Origin of the sequence: Sphingomicrobium sediminis (genome assembly GCF_023805295.1) — a bacterium.
Lineage (GTDB): Bacteria > Pseudomonadota > Alphaproteobacteria > Sphingomonadales > Sphingomonadaceae > Sphingomicrobium > Sphingomicrobium sediminis.
The window spans coordinates 1,495,711-1,516,105 of record NZ_JAMSHT010000001.1; the positions used below are offsets into that span (position 1 = coordinate 1,495,711).

At 64.2% G+C, this 20,395-nt stretch carries 22 protein-coding genes and 1 tRNA gene; 9 read left to right on the forward strand and 14 right to left on the reverse strand.

All coding sequences use genetic code 11. From position 1 onward, the window contains the following. Nucleotides 1-6 precede the first annotated feature (6 nt). Both sdhD and sdhC read right to left on the reverse strand, forming a co-directional pair. Complete coding sequence (sdhD, locus tag NDO55_RS07765; RefSeq protein ID WP_252114018.1) at nt 7-396, reverse strand: succinate dehydrogenase, hydrophobic membrane anchor protein; 390 nt, start codon at nt 394-396, stop codon at nt 7-9. Next, the gene (gene sdhC, locus NDO55_RS07770) at nt 396-788 is read right to left on the reverse strand and encodes a succinate dehydrogenase, cytochrome b556 subunit (RefSeq protein WP_252114020.1); all 393 of its coding nucleotides are present in this window, start codon (nt 786-788) and stop codon (nt 396-398) included. The genes sdhD and sdhC overlap by 1 nt, the downstream gene beginning before the upstream one ends. A gap of 853 nt (nt 789-1,641) precedes the next feature. Here sdhC and NDO55_RS12125 point away from each other — a divergent pair. The 6 genes from NDO55_RS12125 to NDO55_RS07800 all read left to right on the forward strand — a co-directional run bounded on the left by NDO55_RS12125 (nt 1,642) and on the right by NDO55_RS07800 (nt 6,790). Next, the gene (locus NDO55_RS12125) at nt 1,642-2,304 is read left to right on the forward strand and encodes a methyl-accepting chemotaxis protein (RefSeq protein ID WP_483012341.1); all 663 of its coding nucleotides are present in this window, start codon (nt 1,642-1,644) and stop codon (nt 2,302-2,304) included. Between the two features lie 7 nt (nt 2,305-2,311). Further along, entirely contained in the window at nt 2,312-3,616 is a 1,305-nt protein-coding gene (locus NDO55_RS07780; RefSeq protein ID WP_252114022.1) for a methyl-accepting chemotaxis protein, read from the forward strand. Nucleotides 3,617-3,655: 39 nt separating this feature from the next. Next, the gene (locus NDO55_RS07785) at nt 3,656-4,357 is read left to right on the forward strand and encodes an SDR family NAD(P)-dependent oxidoreductase (RefSeq protein ID WP_252114024.1); all 702 of its coding nucleotides are present in this window, start codon (nt 3,656-3,658) and stop codon (nt 4,355-4,357) included. 13 nt (nt 4,358-4,370) lie between these two features. Continuing rightward, a complete protein-coding gene (bla, locus tag NDO55_RS07790; protein WP_252114026.1) occupies nt 4,371-5,285 on the forward strand; it encodes a subclass B3 metallo-beta-lactamase in 915 nt (304 codons plus the stop codon). Continuing rightward, nucleotides 5,282-6,175, forward strand: coding sequence for a 50S ribosomal protein L11 methyltransferase (locus NDO55_RS07795; RefSeq protein ID WP_252114028.1), 894 nt, complete (start codon nt 5,282-5,284; stop codon nt 6,173-6,175). The genes bla and NDO55_RS07795 overlap by 4 nt, the downstream gene beginning before the upstream one ends. A gap of 75 nt (nt 6,176-6,250) precedes the next feature. Then, a complete protein-coding gene (locus NDO55_RS07800; RefSeq protein ID WP_252114030.1) occupies nt 6,251-6,790 on the forward strand; it encodes a septal ring lytic transglycosylase RlpA family protein in 540 nt (179 codons plus the stop codon). On the opposite strand, the gene NDO55_RS07805 is transcribed toward NDO55_RS07800, so the two are convergent. The 11 genes from NDO55_RS07805 to yajC form a co-directional block, all read right to left on the reverse strand. Then, entirely contained in the window at nt 6,787-7,971 is a 1,185-nt protein-coding gene (locus NDO55_RS07805) for an RNA polymerase sigma factor (RefSeq protein WP_252114032.1), read from the reverse strand. The genes NDO55_RS07800 and NDO55_RS07805 overlap by 4 nt on opposite strands. Next, a complete protein-coding gene (locus NDO55_RS07810) occupies nt 7,950-8,312 on the reverse strand; it encodes a YciI family protein (RefSeq protein ID WP_252114034.1) in 363 nt (120 codons plus the stop codon). The genes NDO55_RS07805 and NDO55_RS07810 overlap by 22 nt, the downstream gene beginning before the upstream one ends. Nucleotides 8,313-8,402: 90 nt before the next feature. After that, a complete protein-coding gene (locus NDO55_RS07815; protein WP_279639096.1) occupies nt 8,403-8,870 on the reverse strand; it encodes a P-loop nucleotide/nucleoside kinase family protein in 468 nt (155 codons plus the stop codon). After that, the gene (gene ligA, locus NDO55_RS07820; protein WP_252114039.1) at nt 8,870-10,912 is read right to left on the reverse strand and encodes an NAD-dependent DNA ligase LigA; all 2,043 of its coding nucleotides are present in this window, start codon (nt 10,910-10,912) and stop codon (nt 8,870-8,872) included. Before ligA ends, NDO55_RS07815 begins: the two co-directional genes overlap by 1 nt. Beyond that, nucleotides 10,909-11,214 carry a hypothetical protein gene (locus NDO55_RS07825; protein ID WP_252114041.1) on the reverse strand — a complete coding sequence of 102 codons (306 nt, stop codon included), beginning with the start codon at nt 11,212-11,214 and terminating at the stop codon, nt 10,909-10,911. The genes ligA and NDO55_RS07825 overlap by 4 nt, the downstream gene beginning before the upstream one ends. Next, nucleotides 11,211-11,945: a dienelactone hydrolase family protein gene (locus NDO55_RS07830; protein ID WP_252114043.1), complete on the reverse strand. Its 735-nt coding sequence runs from the start codon at nt 11,943-11,945 to the stop codon at nt 11,211-11,213. Before NDO55_RS07830 ends, NDO55_RS07825 begins: the two co-directional genes overlap by 4 nt. A gap of 17 nt (nt 11,946-11,962) precedes the next feature. Then, nucleotides 11,963-13,615: a DNA repair protein RecN gene (gene recN / locus NDO55_RS07835; RefSeq protein WP_252114045.1), complete on the reverse strand. Its 1,653-nt coding sequence runs from the start codon at nt 13,613-13,615 to the stop codon at nt 11,963-11,965. Between the two features lie 10 nt (nt 13,616-13,625). After that, entirely contained in the window at nt 13,626-14,408 is a 783-nt protein-coding gene (locus NDO55_RS07840) for an outer membrane protein assembly factor BamD (RefSeq protein WP_252114047.1), read from the reverse strand. 59 nt (nt 14,409-14,467) lie between these two features. Further along, nucleotides 14,468-15,436: a protein translocase subunit SecF gene (gene secF, locus NDO55_RS07845; protein WP_252114049.1), complete on the reverse strand. Its 969-nt coding sequence runs from the start codon at nt 15,434-15,436 to the stop codon at nt 14,468-14,470. 18 nt (nt 15,437-15,454) lie between these two features. After that, a complete protein-coding gene (gene secD / locus NDO55_RS07850; protein ID WP_252114051.1) occupies nt 15,455-17,092 on the reverse strand; it encodes a protein translocase subunit SecD in 1,638 nt (545 codons plus the stop codon). Between the two features lie 16 nt (nt 17,093-17,108). Then, nucleotides 17,109-17,438, reverse strand: a complete 330-nt coding sequence (gene yajC / locus NDO55_RS07855) for a preprotein translocase subunit YajC (protein ID WP_252114053.1) — start codon at nt 17,436-17,438, stop codon at nt 17,109-17,111. A 206-nt stretch (nt 17,439-17,644) separates the two neighbouring features. On the opposite strand from yajC, the gene NDO55_RS07860 reads away from it, so the two are divergent. The 3 genes from NDO55_RS07860 to NDO55_RS07870 all read left to right on the forward strand — a co-directional run bounded on the left by NDO55_RS07860 (nt 17,645) and on the right by NDO55_RS07870 (nt 19,076). Then, nucleotides 17,645-17,721: transfer RNA gene (locus tag NDO55_RS07860), tRNA-Pro, on the forward strand. A gap of 80 nt (nt 17,722-17,801) precedes the next feature. Next, nucleotides 17,802-18,329 (forward strand): hypothetical protein, encoded by a 528-nt coding sequence (locus NDO55_RS07865; protein ID WP_252114054.1) that lies wholly within the window; start codon nt 17,802-17,804, stop codon nt 18,327-18,329. Between the two features lie 39 nt (nt 18,330-18,368). Then, nucleotides 18,369-19,076 (forward strand): TIGR02117 family protein, encoded by a 708-nt coding sequence (locus NDO55_RS07870; protein WP_252114056.1) that lies wholly within the window; start codon nt 18,369-18,371, stop codon nt 19,074-19,076. Here NDO55_RS07870 and hslU read toward each other — a convergent pair. After that, nucleotides 19,073-20,395 (reverse strand): ATP-dependent protease ATPase subunit HslU, encoded by a 1,323-nt coding sequence (hslU, locus tag NDO55_RS07875; protein ID WP_252114058.1) that lies wholly within the window; start codon nt 20,393-20,395, stop codon nt 19,073-19,075. The genes NDO55_RS07870 and hslU overlap by 4 nt on opposite strands.

The window sequence follows — 20,395 nt, forward strand, 5'->3', positions numbered from 1 at the left end:
GGGGTCTCAGGCTCCGAAAGCGATTTGGGCGAGCGCGAAGAGCGCCAGTGCGGCGCCGGCAATCGCGATCATGTTGAGGATGAAATGGAGGGCAATGCGGTTGCCTTCAACATGGACGTAATCATCAACCACCACCTTGAGGCCGTCGAGGCCGTGGGCGAAGCTGGTGACGATGAAGAGCGCCATGGGCACCGCGCCCAGCGGGCTGGCGAGCCAGGCCTGCAGCGTGCCGACATTGAGATCGGGCAGCGTGAAAAGGGCATAAGCGAGCCATGCCGACAGGAGGACGAGGGCGACGCTGGTGAAGCGTTCGTAGAGCCAATGCTCTCCGCCTTCACCGGCCGAGCCCAGCCCGCGAACCTTGGCGAGCGGCGATGCGCTTTTCCCGCGGCTCATTAGAGCACCCCCTTGATCATGGCCCAGATGAGGGCGGTTGCAAATGCGCTCACCGCCATCGTCATCATGGCCCAGAAACGGTTGGTCTTCAGTTCGTAGCCTGCGCCCATGTCGAGGACGAGGTGACGAAGCCCCGAGAGCAGGTGCTGGATGAACGACCAAGTTAGGCCGACCAGCACGATGGTGCCCGGGATCGAGGTCACGGCCGTAACGAAGTCGGCATGGGTCGATCCGCCGGCGGCGATGGCGATGAGCCACCAGGTCAGCACGGCAAGGCCGGCAACGGTGAGCGCCGCGCCCGTCGCGCGGTGCAGGATCGACACGATCATGTGCGGTTGCCAGCGGTAGATCGAAATGTGCGGCGAAAGGGGCCGCGAAGTCGGCGCGTTCATCACGTTCCTCTTCATGAAAACTAGGGCGATCAACCCGATAGGGTCTCTCCCGACAAGGTGCAAGGCAGCGCGTGAAGCTAACGGGGTTTTAACCACTTTCGGGCCAGAAGGGCATGAACCCACCCAGTATCTGAAATTCTGAGTCGACGGATTGGAAAGTATGAACGCGATGTCCAAGGTGCTGCAGAGCGACGCATCTAACGAATATGACCTCGAACGGGGTCTGAAGATGTATGACCTTTCCGGCGATCTGGCGGTCCGCGCCAAGACGCTGTTCGAAGCCATTGAAGGCGTCGAAATCGAGATGGCCCGCGAATTCTGGCGCCGTTATGCCAAGTCGCCCGAGGTCCAGGAAACGTTCGACAATGGCAAGATCGAAAGCCTCGCCGAACGCATCGTCCCCTATATTCGCAAGAAGTTTGTCGCCATCGACCAGCCGGGCTGGACCGAAAATGCCCGCGCCTATGTCGAGCGCTCATTGGATGCAGATATCAGCCTGTCGACGCTGCTCGCCGGTGTGTCTGCGCAGACCGAAGCCGCCTTTGCCGCCATCCGCAAACATTCGGTGAGCGAGGAACAGGTCGTCATCTTTGCGCGCACCCTGTCGGAAATTCAGGCCTTGGAAGTCGACTGCTTCATCCACCATGCCATCTCGCTCACTCGCGCTCAGGCCGATCTTGCCCAGTCGCGTCAGGCGGGCGAATTTAACGACCAGGTGCTCGGCGTCGTCGACAGCTGCGCCAGCGAAAGCGAACAGCTGCGCGGCCGTGCCAGCCAGTCCGCTGCCTCGGCGCGCGGCATGCTCGGCAAGACCAGCGAAGTCGCCGCTGCCGCCGAACAGAGCGCCGTCGCCATGCGCGAGGCTGCGCAGACTGCCGCCGGCCTCATCCGCGCCATCGAGGATGCACGGAACGAGGTCGAAACTGCAGCCGACGTCGCCACCCGCGCCGGCGGCCAGGCCCGCGAGGCCGTCGAGGTCAGCCAGGCGCTGTCGGGCCATGTCAGCTCGATCGAGGAAATCCTTGGTTTGATCCGAGACATTGCCGGCCAGACCAACCTGCTCGCCTTGAACGCCACGATCGAAGCCGCCCGAGCGGGCGATGCCGGCCGTGGCTTTGCCGTCGTGGCGCAGGAAGTGAAGTCGCTCGCCAGCCAGACGGCGCGCGCGACCGACGATATCACCACCAAGATCGCCGCCATCACCTCGGCCACCAAGCAGACGGTCGATTCCAATGCTTCGATCGAGAATACTGTCGCCGACGTCCAGAAGTCGGCCGACCGCATCCGCGAGGCGATGGAACAGCAGGCACAGACCGTGACCACAATCACCGCCGCCGTCGACGAGACCGCACTCGCCGCCGACTCGATGAGCTCGACCATCGCCACCATCCGCAGCGACACCGAAGCGGTCGCCAAGGATATCGATGGCGTCGAGGAAGGGTTTGGCCGCTTCAGCCAGCAGATTTCGAACTTCCGCGACGCGACTCAGCAATTCGTCGCCCGCTTCGCCGTCTAGGAGAGAGATGAGCATGACCGAGCCTTCCAACCGCAAGATGCGTGCCCTCCAGCCCATCACCGATGCGCAGGTCGGCGCTCGTGTCGACGCCTATCTGGGCGACCCCGACTTCGTGCGCGATCACCAGGAAGTCTGGCCGCTGCTCGAGGACGAACTGAAAGCCGCTGCGCGCCAGCATTTCGGCAATCGCGGAGAGGATTTCGTGACCCGCTTGTTCGGCACCGAGCCGAGCGAAGCCTGGGTCCGCGATGTCGCCCAGATCGGCATCGTCCTGTTCGGGGAGGAGGAATCGATCCCCAACTGGAACGTGAAACGCACCGCGATGACCAAGGAAGTGCTCGCCAAGGTTCGCGACAAGACCGACGATCCGGAAACCGGCAAACGCGTCGCCCATGCGATGTTGACGACAATGCTCTACACCGCCGACATCATCCTCGCGCAGGTCGCCGTGTGCGAAAGCCGCGAGGCTGCCGAGGAACGCACCGTCCATGGCCGCCTGTTCCAGCGCCAGGTCAAGCAGATCAGCGGCACCGCCGCCGACAAGGCGCGTCACATGCTGACGCGCGCCGAAACCACGGCCGAAAGCGCCAAGGGCATGATCGGCAAGACCAGCGAAGTCGCTGCAGCCGCCGAACAGAGCGCCGTCGCGATGCGCGAAGCTGCGCAGACCGCCGCCGGCCTGATCCGCGCCATCGAAGATGCCCGCGCCGAGGTCGAAACCGCCGCCGATGTCGCCACCCGCGCCGGTGGGCAGGCCCGCGAGGCCGTCGAAAGCTCCGAAGCGCTGTCGGGCCATGTCGCCACGATCGAGGAAATCCTCGGCCTCATCCGCGACATTGCCGGCCAGACCAATTTGCTCGCACTGAACGCCACCATCGAAGCTGCGCGTGCAGGCGATGCCGGTCGTGGCTTTGCCGTCGTCGCGCAGGAAGTGAAATCGCTCGCCAGCCAGACCGCACGCGCCACCGACGACATTACTGCCAAGATCACCGCCATCACCGCGGCGACCAAGCAGACGGTCGACAGCAACGCCTCGATCGAACGCACCGTCGAGGATGTCCAGAAGTCCGCTGACCGCATCCGCGAAGCCATGGAGCAGCAGGCGCAGACCGTGACGACGATCACCGCTGCAGTCGACGAGACCGCGCTGGCTGCCGACAGTATGTCGAGCACCATCGCCTCGATCCGCGGCGAGACCGAAGCCGTCGCCAGCTCGATCGGCGAGGTAAAGGCCGATTTCGACGACTTCACCCAGCAGATCGACAGCTTCTCCAAGGCATCGAGCGACTTCGCGGCCAACGTCGCGGCATAAGCCTTTTCCTCCTGCCGCCGGCCCGCTAGTCAGGCCTTTATGAACGTCCTCATCACCGGGGCCAGCCGCGGCATCGGCGCGGCCGCGCTCGCCGCGCTCCGCGGCGATGGCCACGACGTCGTCGGCCAGTCGACCGGCGGTGGCGACGGCCTCATCGCCGCCGATTTCACCGACCCCTTCGCGCCGCGCGCCTTGTGGGAGGCCGCCTTGGCGCGCCTCGGCGGACGGATCGACGTGCTCGTCAACAATGCCGGCATCTTCGAGCCCGTCGCCGACGATGCGGACGAAGCCGACTGGCACGCCGCCTGGGCGCGCACCATGCAGGTCAACTTACAGGCCAGCGCCGATCTCTGCCGCCTTGCAATCCATCATTTCCGCGACACTGGCAGCGGGCGCATCGTCAATGTTGCCAGCCGCGCCGCCTATCGCGGCGATTCGCCGCAGCATTGGCATTATGCCGCCTCCAAGGGCGGGATGGTGGCGATGACCAAGTCGATCGCGCGCGGCTATGCCGGAGAGAATATCCTCGCCTTCGCCGTCTGCCCCGGCTTTACCATGACCGGCATGGCTGAAGACTATGTCGAAAGCCGCGGCGGCGAAAAATTGCTCGCCGACATCCCGCTGGGCCGTGTCGCGAGCCCCGAAGAAGTCGCCGAAACCATCCGCTGGCTCGCCGTTTCGGCACCGGCAAGCGCCACCGGCGCCATCCTCGACGTCAATGGAGCAAGCTTTGTCCGATAAGAGCCTTCTCGCCATGTCCGCAGCCCTCGCGCTCGCCGCCTGCACCACCGCGCCGCAGGGTGCGCTTGTGACCGAAACGCCGGGCGATCCCATCCCCGACCCCTTCCCCTTCAGCGCCTTTGCCGAGCAATGCGAGGATTGGGACGAGTGGGAGAAACCCGCACCCGTCGTGCGCATCTATGGCGGTACCTACCTGGTCGGTACGTGCGGCATCTCCTCGGTGCTCATCACCACGCCCGAGGGCCACGTCCTCCTCGATGCCGGGACCGAGCGCGGCGCCGAGCTTATCCTCGACAATGTCCGCCGCGCCGGCTTCTCCCCGCGCAACATCCGCTATCTCGCCTTCAGCCACGAACATTATGACCATGTCGGTGGCATGGCCGCGATCAAGCAGGCCAGCGGCGCAACGCTCGTCTCCAGCCCGCAGGCCGCGCCCGTCATGGGCACCGGGCAAGTCATGGAAGACGACCCCCAGCACGGCACGCACGACGCCTTCACGCCGATCGCGCCCGACGAGGTGCTGGTTACCAGCCAGCCGATCGAGGTCGCTGACCTCATCGTCACACCGCTTGCCACGCCCGGTCATACGCCCGGCGCGCTGAGCTGGCAGTGGATCGATTGCGAAGGCCTCGATGACAATCGCACCTGCCTGTCGATCGTCTATGCCGACAGCCTCTCGCCCGTCTCGGCCGAAGGCTATCGCTTCAGTGATCATCCCGACTATCTCGCCGCCTATCGCGCCGGGCTCGATGCGCTGGCCGAATTACCCTGCGACATCCTGCTGACCCCGCATCCCAGCGCCAGCGACATGATCGACCGCTTTGCCGGCGATGCCGACATTCTCGACGAGACCGCCTGCCAGCGATACGCCGACGAGGTGCGCCGACGCCTCGACCAGCGGATCGAGGAAGAGACGGCAATGCTATGAGCTGGCGCGTCACCCTCGATTGCAGCCGCGCCGAAGCGCAGGCCATCGCCGAAACCGGCGAGCTCGCCTTTGCCATGTACGACCAGCCCCCCGTCCTGGTCGCCGAAGAACCCGACGAGGACCAGCCCGAACAATGGTGCCTGCGCGCCTATTTCGAGGCCGAGCCGACGACGCAGGAGCTGATCCTGTTGAAACGCCTCGCCTCGGGCGAACCCCATGTCGAGCATCTCGATGACGAGGATTGGGTGACCATGAGCCAAGCCGGGATCGAGCCGATCCGCGCCGGGCGTTTCCATGTCCACACCCCGCAATTTGCCTGCATCACCGATGAGGGCGTGATCGATTTCACCGTCGAGGCCGGCCTTGCCTTCGGGACCGGCCAGCATGACACGACTGCGGGCTGCCTCGAGGCGATCGACAGCATTGCCGATGAAGGCCGCAATTATTCCAACATTGCTGATATCGGAACTGGCACCGGCCTGCTCGCCTTTGCCGCGCATCGCCTCTGGCCCAAGGCGCGGATCGTCGCCAGTGACATTGACCCCGTCGCCATCGAGGTCGCCGAGGGCAATGCCAGCCTCAATCGCATCCCGGTCGGCGAAGGCTCGGGCCATGTCCTGCTGCTCACGGCGGCAGGGCTCGGCCATCCGATGATTGCGCGGTTGAAGCCTTTCGACCTGCTGATCGCCAACATTCTCGCCGGTCCGCTGATCGATCTGGCGCCCGGATTTGCCGGTGCGTTGGCCGATGGCGGGACGATGATTCTGTCCGGCCTGCTAGACGATCAGGCCGATCGCGTCGCTGCCGCCTATGAGTCGCAGGGCCTCACCTTGCGCGAAAAAGGCAGCGGCCAGTGGCGTGTGCTGGTGCTGGAAAAACCGGCAAAATAACGCCTCGGCGCACCTCGATCACGCTTCGTGCCCAGAATCGGAACGGCGCGGGTGGACCATTCGCTGTTCTCATATATGACCCGCGTCGAGATGACAGCCGAGCCCGCCCACCTAAGAAAACGCGACCGCCTGCGTCGCCTGTTTCGTCGACCGCGCCTTCGTGGCCGCGTGGCGATGATGGCCGGCGTGCCCGCGCTTGCGCTGGCGAGCGTGCTCCCCGCCGAGCCCGTCGCCGCCGGTAAGGTCGAGCTCGTGCAGGAAGTCCCGCCGCCACCCGCGCCGATTGTCGAGATCGAGCCCGAAGTGGTCGAGCCGCCCCGCACCCTGCTGGGCGAGACCGAGGCGAGCTATTATGGCGCACGCTTTGCCGGTCGGCTGACGGCGAGCGGCGAGACGTTCGATCCCGAACAGCCGACGGCGGCGCATCGCACCCTGCCGTTTGGCACGATGGTCGAGGTCACCAACCTCGCCAACGGCAAGACCGTCATCGTCAAAATCAACGATCGCGGCCCCTTCCATGACGACCGCGACATCGACCTGTCGCGAAGCGCTTTCGAGCAAATTGCCGACAAGAGCCGCGGCACTGCCCGCGTCACCATATCGGCTATCGGCTAAAGGCGCGCCAATCGCCGTTGCAGCATTGCCCGCGGTCCCGCCGCTTGCGTCAGTTCCAGCGCCCGCGTGACTGCGGTTCTGGCCCCTTCAACATCCCCATGCTTTTCGAGCAAGTCTGCCTGCGCTGCATGCCATGGCCCAAAATCGGGCATGGGTTCGGGCATGGCCGCCAGCCCTGCCTCGACCTTGCCTGCGCACCCCAGCGCCACTGCCCGGTTGATCGCCACCACCGGCCCCGGATCGAGCCGTGCCAGCGCGTCGTAGAAAGTCACGATCGCCTCCCAATCGATACTGCCGCGATATTTGCGCTGCGCATGCGCCAGGTGGATCAGCGCGAGGTATCGAAAACGCCCCGCGGGGTGCGCGAACGGTCGCTTGAGAAGGCCCGCTGCCGCCTCGATCCGCACCGCGTCCCACAGGTCGGTATCCTGCTCCGACAAGGCGACCATATCGGCTCCCTCGCCCCGCGCTACCTCGCGCGAACGCGCAAGCAGCACCATCGCCGCCAGTCCCAGCGCCTCCCCCTCCTCGGGCAGCACTTCCACCAGCAATAACGCCAGCCGCTCGACTTCCTCGGCAAGCTCGGCCCGCGCGCCCTCGCGATAGGCGGCGGCGAAAGCCAGTTCGAGCGTCATCAGGATGCCCTCGACCCGTTCGGGCCAAAAACGCCGGTGCGGCAGTTCGAACGGAACGCCGGCTTCGTTGATCTTGGCCTTGGCGCGGGTGATGCGCTGGCGCACCGCATCGACTTTGGCGAGAAGGCCGCTGGCGATCGCCTCCACCTCGACGCCCATCACGACGCGCAAGGTCAGCGCGACGCGTGCCTCGATCGCGATGGCCGGGTGGCAGCAGATGAAGAGCAATTTCAACCGCTCGTCCGGTACCGCCTCGGGAAAGTCGATGATATCGGCAGTATCGGCCACCTTTGCAGCCTCCTCCAGCGCCCTGGCCTCGCGCCCCGACTTACGCCGCGCATCGAGGATCTTTCGCTTGCCCGCGACGAACAGGAAGGCGGACACGTCCTGCGGCCGTTCGCCGCTCGCGAGCAGTTTCTCGACCGCCGCGTCGAAGCCGTCTTCGGCGGCATCGAGATCACGAAATTGCGCGGCAAGCGCGGCCACCACGCGGGGCCGCGCCGCCATGATGTCGTCGGCGAGGCTCAGTATTCGTCCATCGGCCATACCGGCCGCACCTCGACCGCACCGTTGCCGGGAATGGGGATCATCTTGGCCCACTCGATCGCCTCGTCGAGATTGGCGACATCGATGATGTAAAAGCCGCCAAGCTCTTCATGCGTTTCGGCAAAGGCCCCGTCGCGCACCACCGGCTCCCCGCCATTCTTGTAGTGCAACGTGGTCGCGGTATGCGCTTCCTTGAGCCGCTCGCCGGAAAATTCCACGCCCTTTTCGGCCATCGCGGCGGAGAATTTGTTGTGGCCCTCGATCACCTCGGCAACCACCTGGTCGCCATTCGGAACCGCGTAGGCGCTCTCATCCTCGTTGATCAAAATCACATATTTCATCGTCGCATCTCCCCTCGGAAACGAGCCTGCACCATGCAGGCTTCACGGGGAAGACGCCGCAGGGTCGGGCGATGCGACAGGGGCACGAAATTAGTAGATTTCGACCCTGAACCCTTCATCCTCCGAAGGCGGCACGAAGAAAGCCGAGAACTGGTCGTAGGTCGCTTCGTCGACCTGATATTCATGCTCGCCTTCGGCGTTGCGGTCGGCCAGCCGCTGCTTGCAGATGGCATCGCTGACATCGAGATAATGGACGACCAATTCGGCACCGGCGCTGCCCGCGAGTAAGCTGGCCCATTCGCGCGATCTCACCGTATTGGCCTGGAAGTCGAGATAGAGGTCCTGCCCGCCGCGCAAGATAGCCACAAAATGCGGCGCCATCGCTGCCCGCATGCGGCGCGAAGCCGTGGCAAACTCGTCTAGATTGCGAATCTGACCAGGATAGAGAGTCGCCAGCAGATGGTCCTCGGAAACCAGCACGCCATCGCCCGCTAGCTTCTTGGCCAATGTCGATTTGCCCGAGGCAATTTTGCCGCAAAAAAAGTGAAGCGTCGCCATCAGCCCCGTGCAACCTCAGCTAGCCACTCCTCTTCGGTCATCACCTGCACGCCAAGGTCCTGCGCCTTCTTAAGCTTCGAGCCTGCGCCCGGTCCCGCGACCAGCAGGTCAGTCTTGGACGACACGCTGCCCGCCGCCTTGGCGCCCATGCGTTCGGCCTGTGCCTTGGCCTCGTCGCGGCTGACGCTTTCCAGCTTGCCGGTGAAGACGATGGTCTTGCCGCTCCAGGCGGTTTCCTGGACGTCGCTGACATAGTCGGCCGGTGCCGCGCGTTCGATCAGCCGCGCCACTTCCTCGCGATTATGCGGTTCGTGGAAGAAGTCGATGATCGCCTGCGCGACCACCTCGCCGACACCATCGACCGAGACGAGCTGCGCCAGCGCATCGTCGGCCTGCGCCACCTCCATCAGGCCCGAGACCGAGCCGAAGCCCTTCATCAAGTCCTTGGCTGTCACCGCACCGACATGGCGAATGCCGAGCCCGAACAGAAAGCGGCCGGGATCGAAGCCCTTGCGCGCCTCGATGGCCGCAAGGAGATTGTCGATCGACTTCTCTTTCCAGCCTTCGCGGCCGAGCAAGTCCTCGCGGTGCGCCTTCAGCGTGAAGATGTCCGACGGCTTCTCGATCCAGCCAAGCTCGAGGAATTCGGCCACCGATTTCTCGCCCAGCCCGTCAATATCCATCGCCCCGCGCGATACGAAATGCTTCAACCGCTCGAAGCGCTGCGCCTCGCAGATCAGTCCGCCGGTGCAGCGAATGTCGACCTCGCTTTCCTCGGCCACGGCATCGCTGTCGCAGACCGGGCAGGTGTCGGGGCGCGGATAGGGATCGCGGCCGCTCGCATTCGACAGGTTGGCGACGATCTGCGGGATGACATCGCCGGCGCGCTGGATGCGGACCTTGTCACCGGGCCTGACGCCCAGTCGGTCGATCTCGTCGAAATTGTGCAGCGTCACGTTGGAGACGACGACACCGCCGACGCCGATCGGCTTCAAGCGCCCGACCGGGGTCAGCTTGCCCGTGCGCCCGACCTGGATATCGATGGCTTCGAGGATGGTCTCGGCCTGTTCGGCGGGGAATTTGTGTGCCAGCGCCCAGCGCGGCGCGCGCGCCACCTGTCCCAGCCGTTCCTGGTAATCCAGCCGGTCGACCTTGTAGACGACGCCATCAATCTCGTAGCCGAGCGAGGGCCGCGCCTCGGCGATACGATCATATTGCTCCAGCGCTTCGGCAATATTCTCGCAACGCGTGAACATCGGATCGACCGGAAAGCCGAGCTTCTCCAGCCATGCGACCACCTCGGCCTGCGTTTCGTTCGGGACCTCGCTAATCTCGCCCCAGCCATGCGCGAAGAAGCGCAGCGGACGCGCCGCCGTGACCTTGGGGTCTTTCTGGCGGAAGCTGCCCGCCGCAGCATTGCGGGGATTGGCGAAAACCTTGTCACCCGCCGCTTCCTGCCGCGCATTCAAGGCCTGGAAGTCCTCGGTCGCCATGTAAACTTCGCCGCGCACCTCCAGCACGGCGGGCGCTCCGTCCAGCGTCTTGGGAATGTCAGCGATGGTCCGCGCATTGGGCGTCACATCCTCGCCCACCGACCCGTCGCCCCGCGTCGCCGCCAGCACCAGCTTGCCGCCCTCATAGCGCAGCGAGCATGACAGGCCATCGATCTTGGGCTCGGCAGTGAAAGCCACCGGCGCGTCGGCATCGAGGTTGAGGAAACGCTTCACGCGTCCCGCAAAGTCGCGCACCTCCTCCGCATCGAAGCCATTGTCGAGGCTGAGCATCGGCCGCGCATGCGTGACCTTGCCAAGCGCGGAGGTCGGCATGTGGCCAACCTTCTTCGAGGGGCTGTCCTCGCGCACAAGGTGCGGGAAAGCCGCCTCGATCGCCTTGTTCTCACCCACCAGCGCGTCATATTCGGCGTCCGAAATCTCGGGATCGTCGCGGTCGTGATAGGCCGCATCGGCGCGCGCGATCGCCTTGGCGAGCCGCATCAGCCGGTTGGCGGCCTCGGCCTCCGACAGCTGCTCGACATCGCTCATCGCGCCGCTTCCAGCGTGCTGACGAGATAGATGCCGGCAATGAAGGTCGGCAGCGCCGAAACGCCCACCATCACGCGCACGGCCTTATAGAGACCGAGCGAGGGGCGCTCCTTGATGAGGCGGATGCCGACGAAAAAGACAAACACCATCATCACCAGGTAGAAATAGAAGAGCGGCTGGACGATGTGCATCGCCCCCGCAATCACGATCACCGCAAATGCCGCCCAGGGCATGAGCAGGATCAGGAACAGGAGCGGCAGATAGGCACTCCGGTTCTGCCAGAGAGGCATGGGCTCGTTCATCGGCGCAGCGTCGCCTCGAGCAGGTCGACAAAGCTGTTCCAGCTGCGCTTGGCGGCATTGGCGTCGTGGCTCACGCCATCGATTTCCAGCTTGCCCGCATCGGGGTTGGTAAAGGCATGGCCGACCCCGCCATAGGCATGGATCTGCCAGTCGCAGGCACCCTGCTCGGTCAGTTCCTGTCCCAAGGCAACGACATCGGCAGGCGGAGCCATCGGATCGTCCCAGCCATGATAGACCGCAACCTTGGGCTTCACCTTCTGGGTGGCGAAATTCGGGATCTTGAGAAGGCCGTGAAAGCTGGCCGCAACCTCGAAGTCCGCGCCCGAACGCGCGAGGTCGAGGGTACACAGCCCGCCAAAGCAGAAGCCCATCACCGCCACCTTAGTCTCGTCGACACTGTCGAGGCCCTTGGCGAAGTCGAGGATGGCCTGCTGCTGCTTCACATAGGCGCCGCGATCCTCGAGACGCTTGTTCATTTCCTCGAAGGCGCGACCGCGATCTTCTTCGTTGCCGCCATCGAGACCATGCATGTCCTTGCCGAACGTGTCGGCTGCCAGCACCGAATAGCCAAGGTCGACCAGTCGGTGGCCATGATCGATCTCGACCGGCCCGCGATTGAGGAAGCTCGGCAGGATGACCACGCCAGGCCGCGCGACCCCGCTGCCATCGTCCATCGCAAGGTGGACGAGCTCGGTGCCGTCATGGGTCTGGGTGAGTTCGGTGTGGTTCATGGACGTATCTTCCCTGTTCAAGCGGCTTCCATCAATTTCGCGGCGGCTGCGCGGGCTTCGTCGGTGACTGCCGCGCCCGACAGCATGCGCGCAATCTCTTCGCGCCGTGCGGCATCGTCGAGGCGCTCCACGCTCGTGCGCGTCACGCCATCATCGCTCGACTTGGCGATGCGGTAATGATGGCTGGCGCGCGCGGCGACCTGTGGCGAGTGCGTGACGACCAATACCTGGTGCTTTTCCGCCAGCCGCGCGAGGCGTTCGCCGATGGCGCTGGCGACCGCGCCGCCGACCCCGCGATCGATTTCATCGAAGATGATCGTGCCCGCCCCGCCCACTTCGGCAAGCGCGACGCGCAACGCGAGCAGGAAGCGCGACAATTCGCCGCCCGACGCAATCTTGCCGAGCGGCCCGAAGGGCGAGCCCGGATTGGTCGAGATCGTGAATTCGACGCGGTCGCTGCCCGCCGGACCCGGTTCGGCATCGGTGATATCGGTGACGAAGCGCGCCGCGCCGAGCTTCAGCGGCTCCAATTCCTCGGCCACGCGCGCATCGAGCGCTTTGGCAGCCGACTTGCGCTGCTCGGTGAGGGCTGCAGCGAGATTGCGATAGGCCGCCTCGCTCTTGGCAATCTCGCCATCCAGTTCGGTGAGGCGTGCATCGCCGGTCGTGATCGCATCGCGCCGCTTCACAAGGTCGCCGAGCAGGGCCGGCAGCCCTTCCACCTCGACGCGATGCTTGCGCGCCAGCCCGCGCAGCGCGAACAGCCGTTCCTCGGCTTCGTCCAGCACTTGCGGATTATGGACCAGTTCGGCGCGCGCCTCGGCAAATTGCCGCTCTGCCTCGTCCGCCTCGATGATCGCGCGGTCGATCGCGGTCAGCGCATTGGCAAGCCCCTCATGCACCTCGCTGACGCGCGAAAATGCTCGCGCGGCCTGGCGCATCTGCGAGAGGGCGCCCTCGCTGCCCGACAGGAGCGGCTCGATGTCGGTGAGATCATCCTCGATCCGCGCCGCATCTTTCATCTGCTGGCGCAGGCCCGCCAATTCCTCTTCCTCGCCCGGCTGGGGCGACAGCTCCTCAATCTCGCCAATGGCATGGTCGAGCCATTCGCGATCGGCCTTGGCGGCCTCGATCTCCTCGGCAAGCGCCGCGCGTTCACGCCGCAGCGCCGACAGGGCGCCCCATGTCGCGGCAATCGTCGTCGTATCCACCTGCCCGAAGGCATCGAGCATGCCGCGATGCGCCTTGGCATCGAGCAGGCCGCGATCGGCATGCTGGCCATGCACCTCGACGAGCATGTCGCCCGCCGCGCGCAGCACCTTGGCCGGCACGCTCGCCCCGCAGGCCTGCCCGCTCGAGCCGCCATCGGCGCGTACGCGGCGGCGCAGCAGCAAAGCTTCGCCAGGTTCGGGCTCCGCTCCCGCATCGTCGAGCAGGGTCATGGCAGGATGGTTTGCGGCGACCTCGATCTCGGCCACCGCTTCGGCGCGCTCGGCGCCCTCGCGCACGAGACTGGTCTCCGCCCGCGCGCCGAGCGCAAGGCCCAAGGCGTCCAGCAGGATCGACTTACCCGCGCCGGTTTCGCCCGTCAGGACGCCCAGCCCGGCCTCGAAATCGAGGTCGAGCCGCTCGACCAGCACGACATTCCTGATCGAGAGACGGCGCAGCATTTAGCTGACCTCAATAATCGGGGTGATGTTCCTGGATGAGTTCATAGCTGCGCTCATACCAGATGCTGTCCGGGTGGTTGGCGCCGAGCACCGCCGCCGCCTTCAGCGCCTCTTCGGGCACACCGATGGCGAGATAGCTTTCGACCAGGCGATGCAGCGCCTCGGGCGCATGCGCGGTGGTCTCGTAATTCTCGACGACATTACGGAAGCGGATGGTCGCCGGGATCCAGCGACGCGAGTCCTGATAGAAACGGCCGACCGCCATTTCCTTGCCCGCCAGCTGGTCGTTGACGAGGTCGATCTTGATGCGCGCATCGGCGGCATATTGGCTGTTGGGATAGCGACGCACCAGCTCTTCGAAGGCGTCCTTCGACTGCTGCGTGATCTTCTGGTCGCGGCTGATATCCTCGATCTGGCGATAATAGCTCATCGCGATGAGGTAGTGCGCGTAGGGCGCATCCTTGTTGCCGGGATGGATGGTCAGGAAGCGCTGCGCTGCCGAGACGGCATCGGTGTAGCTGCCCGACTGGTAGTGGGCGAACGCACCCATCAGCTGCGCGCGGCGCGCCCAGACCGAATAGGGATGCTGGCGCTCGACTTCCTCGAACAGTTCGGCAGCGCGGTTCCAATTGCCGCTGTCGAGGCGATCCTTGGCGAGCGCGTAGAGCGTGTTGACGTCACGCGCGACATAATTGGTGTCGAGCGCATTGCCGCCACCGCCGCCGGCGCAGGCACCGAGCGGAAGGGCGATGGCGGCGATGAGCGCCGCGTGGCGAAGATTACGGATGGACATAAGGGTAACTCTAACCTTCCTCTAAGGCTTCGCCAAGCGGCTTCGCGCAGTCAGTCGCCTCAGACCACCGCACCATCGTCGCGGCGCTGCTCGCGATTGGCGACATTGTCTTCGTCATGGACGAAGCTGTCGCCGGTCACGCCGAGCATCACCAGCAACGGCGCAGAGATGTAGATGGACGAATAGGTCCCGATGAACAGCCCCAGGAAGATCGCGATCGTCAGGCCGAAAATCACTTCCGGGCCGAAAATCAGCATCGCGCCGATCGCCAGCAACAACGCGACCGAGGTCGTGATCGTGCGCGACAGCGTTTCGTTGAGGCTGAGATTGATCAGCGGGACGATGTTCATCTTGCGATATTTGCGCAGATTCTCGCGGATGCGGTCATAGATGACGACCGTATCGTTCAATGTATAGCCGACCACCGTCAGGAAGGCCGCGACGATATTGAGGTCGACCTGCAACTGCGTGATCGAGAAAAAGGCCAATAGCAGGCCGATATCGTGGAACAGGGTCGCCAATGCGCCGACCCCGAACTGCCATTCGAAGCGGATCCAGATATAGGCGGCGATGCCCATCATCGCGAAGATGAGGCTCAATGCGCCGTCCATAGCCAGTTCCTGGCTGACATTGCCCGAGACGAGCTGGCCCGAACCGACGTCAACACCGGGATAGGCGGCTTCAAGACCGCCGCGCAATTCGCCGACGACGCGGTTGGCTTCGGATTCCTCGCCTTCCGGAACCGGCAGGCGGATCTGGAAGGTCGTGGGCGATCCGAATTCCTGGATCGAGGCATCGCCAAGCCCCAAATCGGCCACGCTGCCGCGCAGGTCCTCGATATCGACCGGTTCGGCAAATTCGGCCTGGACGACCTGGCCGCCAACAAAGTCGATGCCGAGGTTGAGACCGCGAACGCCGGTCAGGACGAAACCCGCAATGGCGAGCAGCATGGTGATCCAGATCGCGATCTTGCGAAACTGCATGAAGTCGACATTGGTATTGTCGGGAACGAGTTTGATGAGTTTCATGATAATCTTCCCGCGCCCCTAGATATGAAGTTTCTTGGGGCGCTTGGCGCGGGCCCATACGGCGACCAGCATCCGGGTGAAGTTCACCGCGGTCCAGACCGAGGTCACGATGCCGATGAGCAGCACCACGGCAAACCCGCGAATGGGGCCCGAGCCGAAGTAGAACATCATCGCCGCGGCGATGGTGTTGGTGATGTTCGCATCGAAAATCGCGGTCGAGGCTTCCTTGTAGCCATGTTCGATGGCGTCGAGGATCTTGCGTCCTCGTCGGAGTTCCTCGCGGATACGCTCGTTGATCAGCACGTTGGCGTCGACCGCGGCACCGATGGTGAGGACGAAGCCGGCAATGCCGGGCAATGTCAGCGTCGCGTTGAACACGGCCATCGCGCCGAGGATCAGGAAGGCGTTCGCGACCAATGCCGCATTGGCATAGAGGCCGAAGCGCCCATAGGTCATCAGCATGTAGATGAGTACCGCGAGCGTCGCGACGATCGAGGCGAGCATGCCCTTCTCGATCGAGTCCTGACCGAGGTCCGAGCTGATCGTATATTCCTGGATGACGTCCAGCTTCACCGGCAGCTTGCCCGAGGACAGCGCGATGCCGAGCTGGTTGGCGCTCTCGACCGTGAAGTTGCCCTGGATCTGCGCGCTACCGCCAAGGATCGGCTGGATGATGTTGGGTGCCGACAGGACATTGCCGTCGAGCACCATGGCGAAGGGTTCGCCGACATTTTCCTGCGTCACGCGGCCGAAACGGCGCGCGCCCTGCGGGTTGAACTTGATCGAGACGACCGGTTCGTTGGTCTGCGCATCGAAGCTCTGCTGCGCATTTTCGAGCTGGTCGCCCGAAACAATGACGCGGCGTTCGAGACCGATGCGCGGAATGCCGTCGGCCGCGCCATAGCCCACATAGGGGACGCCGGGCGGGGCATCGGGATAGGGAATGGCCTCGCTGCCGGCGGGCGCGCGGCCTTGGCTCAATTGCTCGGGGCTGGCGGTCAGGTCGACAAGTCGGAACTCGAGACGCGCCGTCTGGCCGATAAGGTCCTTCAGCGCTTCGGGATCATCGACACCCGGCACCATCACTTCGATCCGCTCTTCGCCCGAGGTGCGGACGGTGACTTCGCGCGTGCCCGACGGATCGATACGGCGACGCACGACGTCGCGCGCGACGGTGACCGCATCGGCCAGCGCGCGCTGTTCGCCATCGGCCGTTGGCGCGACGATGATGCGGCTCGTATCCTCGACTTCCACGGTCCAGTCGCGCTGGCCGGTAAAGCCGACCGGCTGCGTCATGGCGCGCAGGCGCTCGACCGCTTCGTCGACCTGCGTCACGTCGCGGACCATGAAGGACAGCTGCCCCTCGCTGCGCGAAATATCGCCGATCCGCACGCGCGGCTCGCCGCGTACCAATTCGTTGCGGATATTCTCTTCCATCGCCGTCAGGCGCTGGACAGCGGCGTCCGCGGCATCAGCCTCGAGCAGCAGGTACGAACCGCCGGCGAGGTCGAGACCCAGGTTGATCCGCGATTGCGGCAGCTGGTCGGGATAGCTTTCGAGCTGACGCTCGCTGAGCAGGCTGGGGATCGACAGGACGATGCCGATGGCGATGATCGCCCAGATCGACCAGACCTTCCAGCGGGGGAAATCGAGCATGTTGGTGCCTTAAGTCCTAGTCGTTGGCCGGCTTGGCCTTGGGGTCGACGACCTTGGCGAGCATCGACTTGACCGCGCGGACCTTCATGCCGCCCCCCAGGTCGACTTCGACCTCGTCATCGCTGACCTTGGTCACCTTGCCGATCAGCCCGCCACCGGTGACGACCTGGTCGCCTTTCTTGGTCGCGGCGATCGTCGCCTGGTGCTGCTTCATCTGCTTTTGCTGCGGACGAATGAGCAGGAACCAGAAGATGATGAAGATGAGGACGAGCGGGATCAGGCCGCCGATAAAGCTGCCACCGCCCGAAGCGGGGGCTGCAGCGGCGACGAGAAGGATATTGGTCATGGGATCATGCACTCTTGTCTAAGGCGCGGCATGGGTAACGCGATTCGCTTGTCGCAGCGAATGCGCCCCACCCCGCTAAAAAAGATGCGCTTCGCTATCAGAAGGCAGTTGGGAATGCCAGTGGGCGCTTGCAAGGGCGGCAAGTCGGCGCTAGAGGCCGCCCCCTGACCCGCATGGCGATACCCATGCTCAATGCGGGCACCGGTCGGGGAGTAGCGCAGCCTGGTAGCGCATCACACTGGGGGTGTGGGGGTCGCAGGTTCGAATCCTGTCTCCCCGACCATTTTTTCAAGAACAATTGCGCTGCTTCAAGCAATCCGTCGAGAATGATACGGTGTAGCTGCTTGAGAGGAGAGCGCTGTCATGAAACATCCGGCATTCGTTCGCTGGGCGACAATTTCGTTCGCGGCGGCGGCTTTGGCGTCCTGCTGGGCCTCCGAAAGCGTGCTAATCCACGCCGGAAATGCCGATACGCCCATCGAAGCCGGGAATTTCACCTGGCATGACCAAACCGACAATGAACGTTCCGCGGCAGCGACGATCCAGCTCAACGAAGACCGCAGCTACACGATCAGCGTCGAAGGCGACGAGCTTCGTTTCTACCTCATGCAATTCAAGGAGCATTGGTTCGTCGTCCAGTCGAACGGGCTCGACGAAGAAATGGACGATCAAAACTACATGCTGATCAATCAGGTCGGTGACGAGCTGCACCTCAGCAGGGCTCCATGCGTCGAAGAGATGGCCCACATCGAAGGCCTGACCTACGAAGACGGATATCTCGAAACCTGCATCTTCGAAACCAGCGAAGCCTTACGCGAGGCTGCGGCATGGGCGACCAGCGACGCGCAGATCGGCAACATCGAGGTCGGTGCAATCATCGAGCCACGCTAAACTCTTTTCATCACGCACTACCCCTGCCACCAAGCCCGAATGCCCAAGCGCAAACGTAAAAAACTGAGATCGAGCTGGCCGCGGCGCATCCTCGCCGCGATCGCCATTCCGCTTGCCTGCTATCTCGGCCTTGCTGCATTGGGCGCCATCGTGCCGCTCAATCCATCATGGGAAGAGCCCGAAGAAGGCACGACCGTCTATCTGGTCGACAATGGCGTCCATCTCGACATCGCCTTCCCGGTCGCCGCCGAGGGGCTCGACTGGCGACCCAACTTTCCTGCCGATCATCTCGCCGAACCGCTCTGGGCCAGCGCCAGCCATGTCATGATCGGCGCGGGGGACCTCGGCATCTACACCACGGCGGAGGATTGGGGCGACCTGCGTCCCGGCGTCGCCGTCAACGCGCTCGTCGATGGCGAGCGGGTCATGCATGTCCAATATGTCGAGGACCCCGCAAGGTTCGCCGTCGCCGAAATCCGCCTGCGCCCCGCAGAATATCGCCGCCTCTACCAGGCGGTGCGCTCCAGCTTCGACCTTGATGATGACGGCCAGCCGCAATTGCTCGCCGACGTCGACGGCTATTTCCCGTCCGATGCCTTCTATGCAGGGCAAGGTCCCTTCAGCGCCGTTCAGACCTGCAACCAGTGGGTCGCCTCGCGCCTGCGCATTGCCGGCGTCGAGACAAGCCTCTGGGTGCCCTTTTCAAAGGGCCTGCCCTGGCGCTTCCGGGAGCCCGGCGAAGATTAGAGGACGTAGCGCGACAAGTCGGTATCACCGGCAATGTCGCTGAGCTGCTTCTCGACGAAGGCCGCGTCGATGACGACGGTCTCGCCAGCGCGGTCCTCGGCCTCGAAGCTGATATCTTCGAGCAGCTTTTCCATCACCGTCTGCAGACGCCGTGCGCCGATATTCTCGACGCTCTCGTTGACGTCAGCCGCGATGCGCGCGAGCGCCTCGATGCCCTCGTCGGTAAAGTCGATCTGCACGTCTTCCGTGCCGAGAAGCGCGCGATACTGGTCGGTGAGGCTCGCCCTTGTATCCGACAGGATTGCGACGAAATCCTCCTGCGTCAGGGCGCGCAATTCGACGCGGATCGGCAGGCGGCCCTGTAGTTCGGGCAGCATGTCGCTCGGCTTGGCCACATGGAATGCGCCCGAAGCGATGAAGAGGATATGGTCTGTCTTGAGCGGCCCGTACTTGGTCGCGACCGTCGTCCCTTCGATCAGCGGCAAGAGGTCGCGCTGCACGCCTTCGCGGCTCACCGAGCCGCCGCGCACATCGCTCACCGCAATCTTGTCGATTTCGTCGAGGAAGACGATGCCATTGGCCTCGGCATCCTCGAGCGCAGCGCGATTGACGTCGTCATCGTCGAGGCGCTTGTCAGCTTCCTCGTCGACCAGCCGGGTATAAGCGTCAGGTACCTTCAGCTTGCGCTTCTTGCGCGGCATCTGGCCGCCAAGGCCCTTCATCATGTCCGACAGGTTGATCATGCCGATGCCGCCCTGGCCCGGCATGTCGAACGGCGTCTGCGGCGCTTCGACCACCTCGATCTCGACCTCGGCCGTATCGAGGCTGCCATCCGCGAACCGCTCGCGGAAGCTCGCCCGCGTCGCTTCGGTCGAGCCCTTGCCGGTCAGCGCATCCAGGAGCCGCTCCATGGCGGCATCCTCGGCGGCCTTCTTGACCTTCTTGCGGCGGCGTTCGCGCTCAAGGCGCACGGCTTCCTCGACGAGGTCGCGCGCAATCTGTTCGACATCGCGGCCGACATAGCCGACCTCGGTGAACTTGGTCGCCTCGACCTTGACGAACGGCGCATCGGCAAGCTTGGCCAGGCGCCGCGAAATCTCTGTCTTGCCGCAGCCGGTCGGCCCGATCATCAGGATGTTCTTGGGCGTGACTTCGGCCTTGAGTTCGCTGCCGAGCTGCTGGCGGCGCCAGCGATTGCGCAGCGCCACGGCGACCGCCTTCTTGGCGTCCTTCTGGCCGACAATATGTTCATCGAGCGCCGCCACGATCGCCTTGGGCGTAAGCGGCTGCGCCTTGGTAATGGGGATATGTTCGTTCAT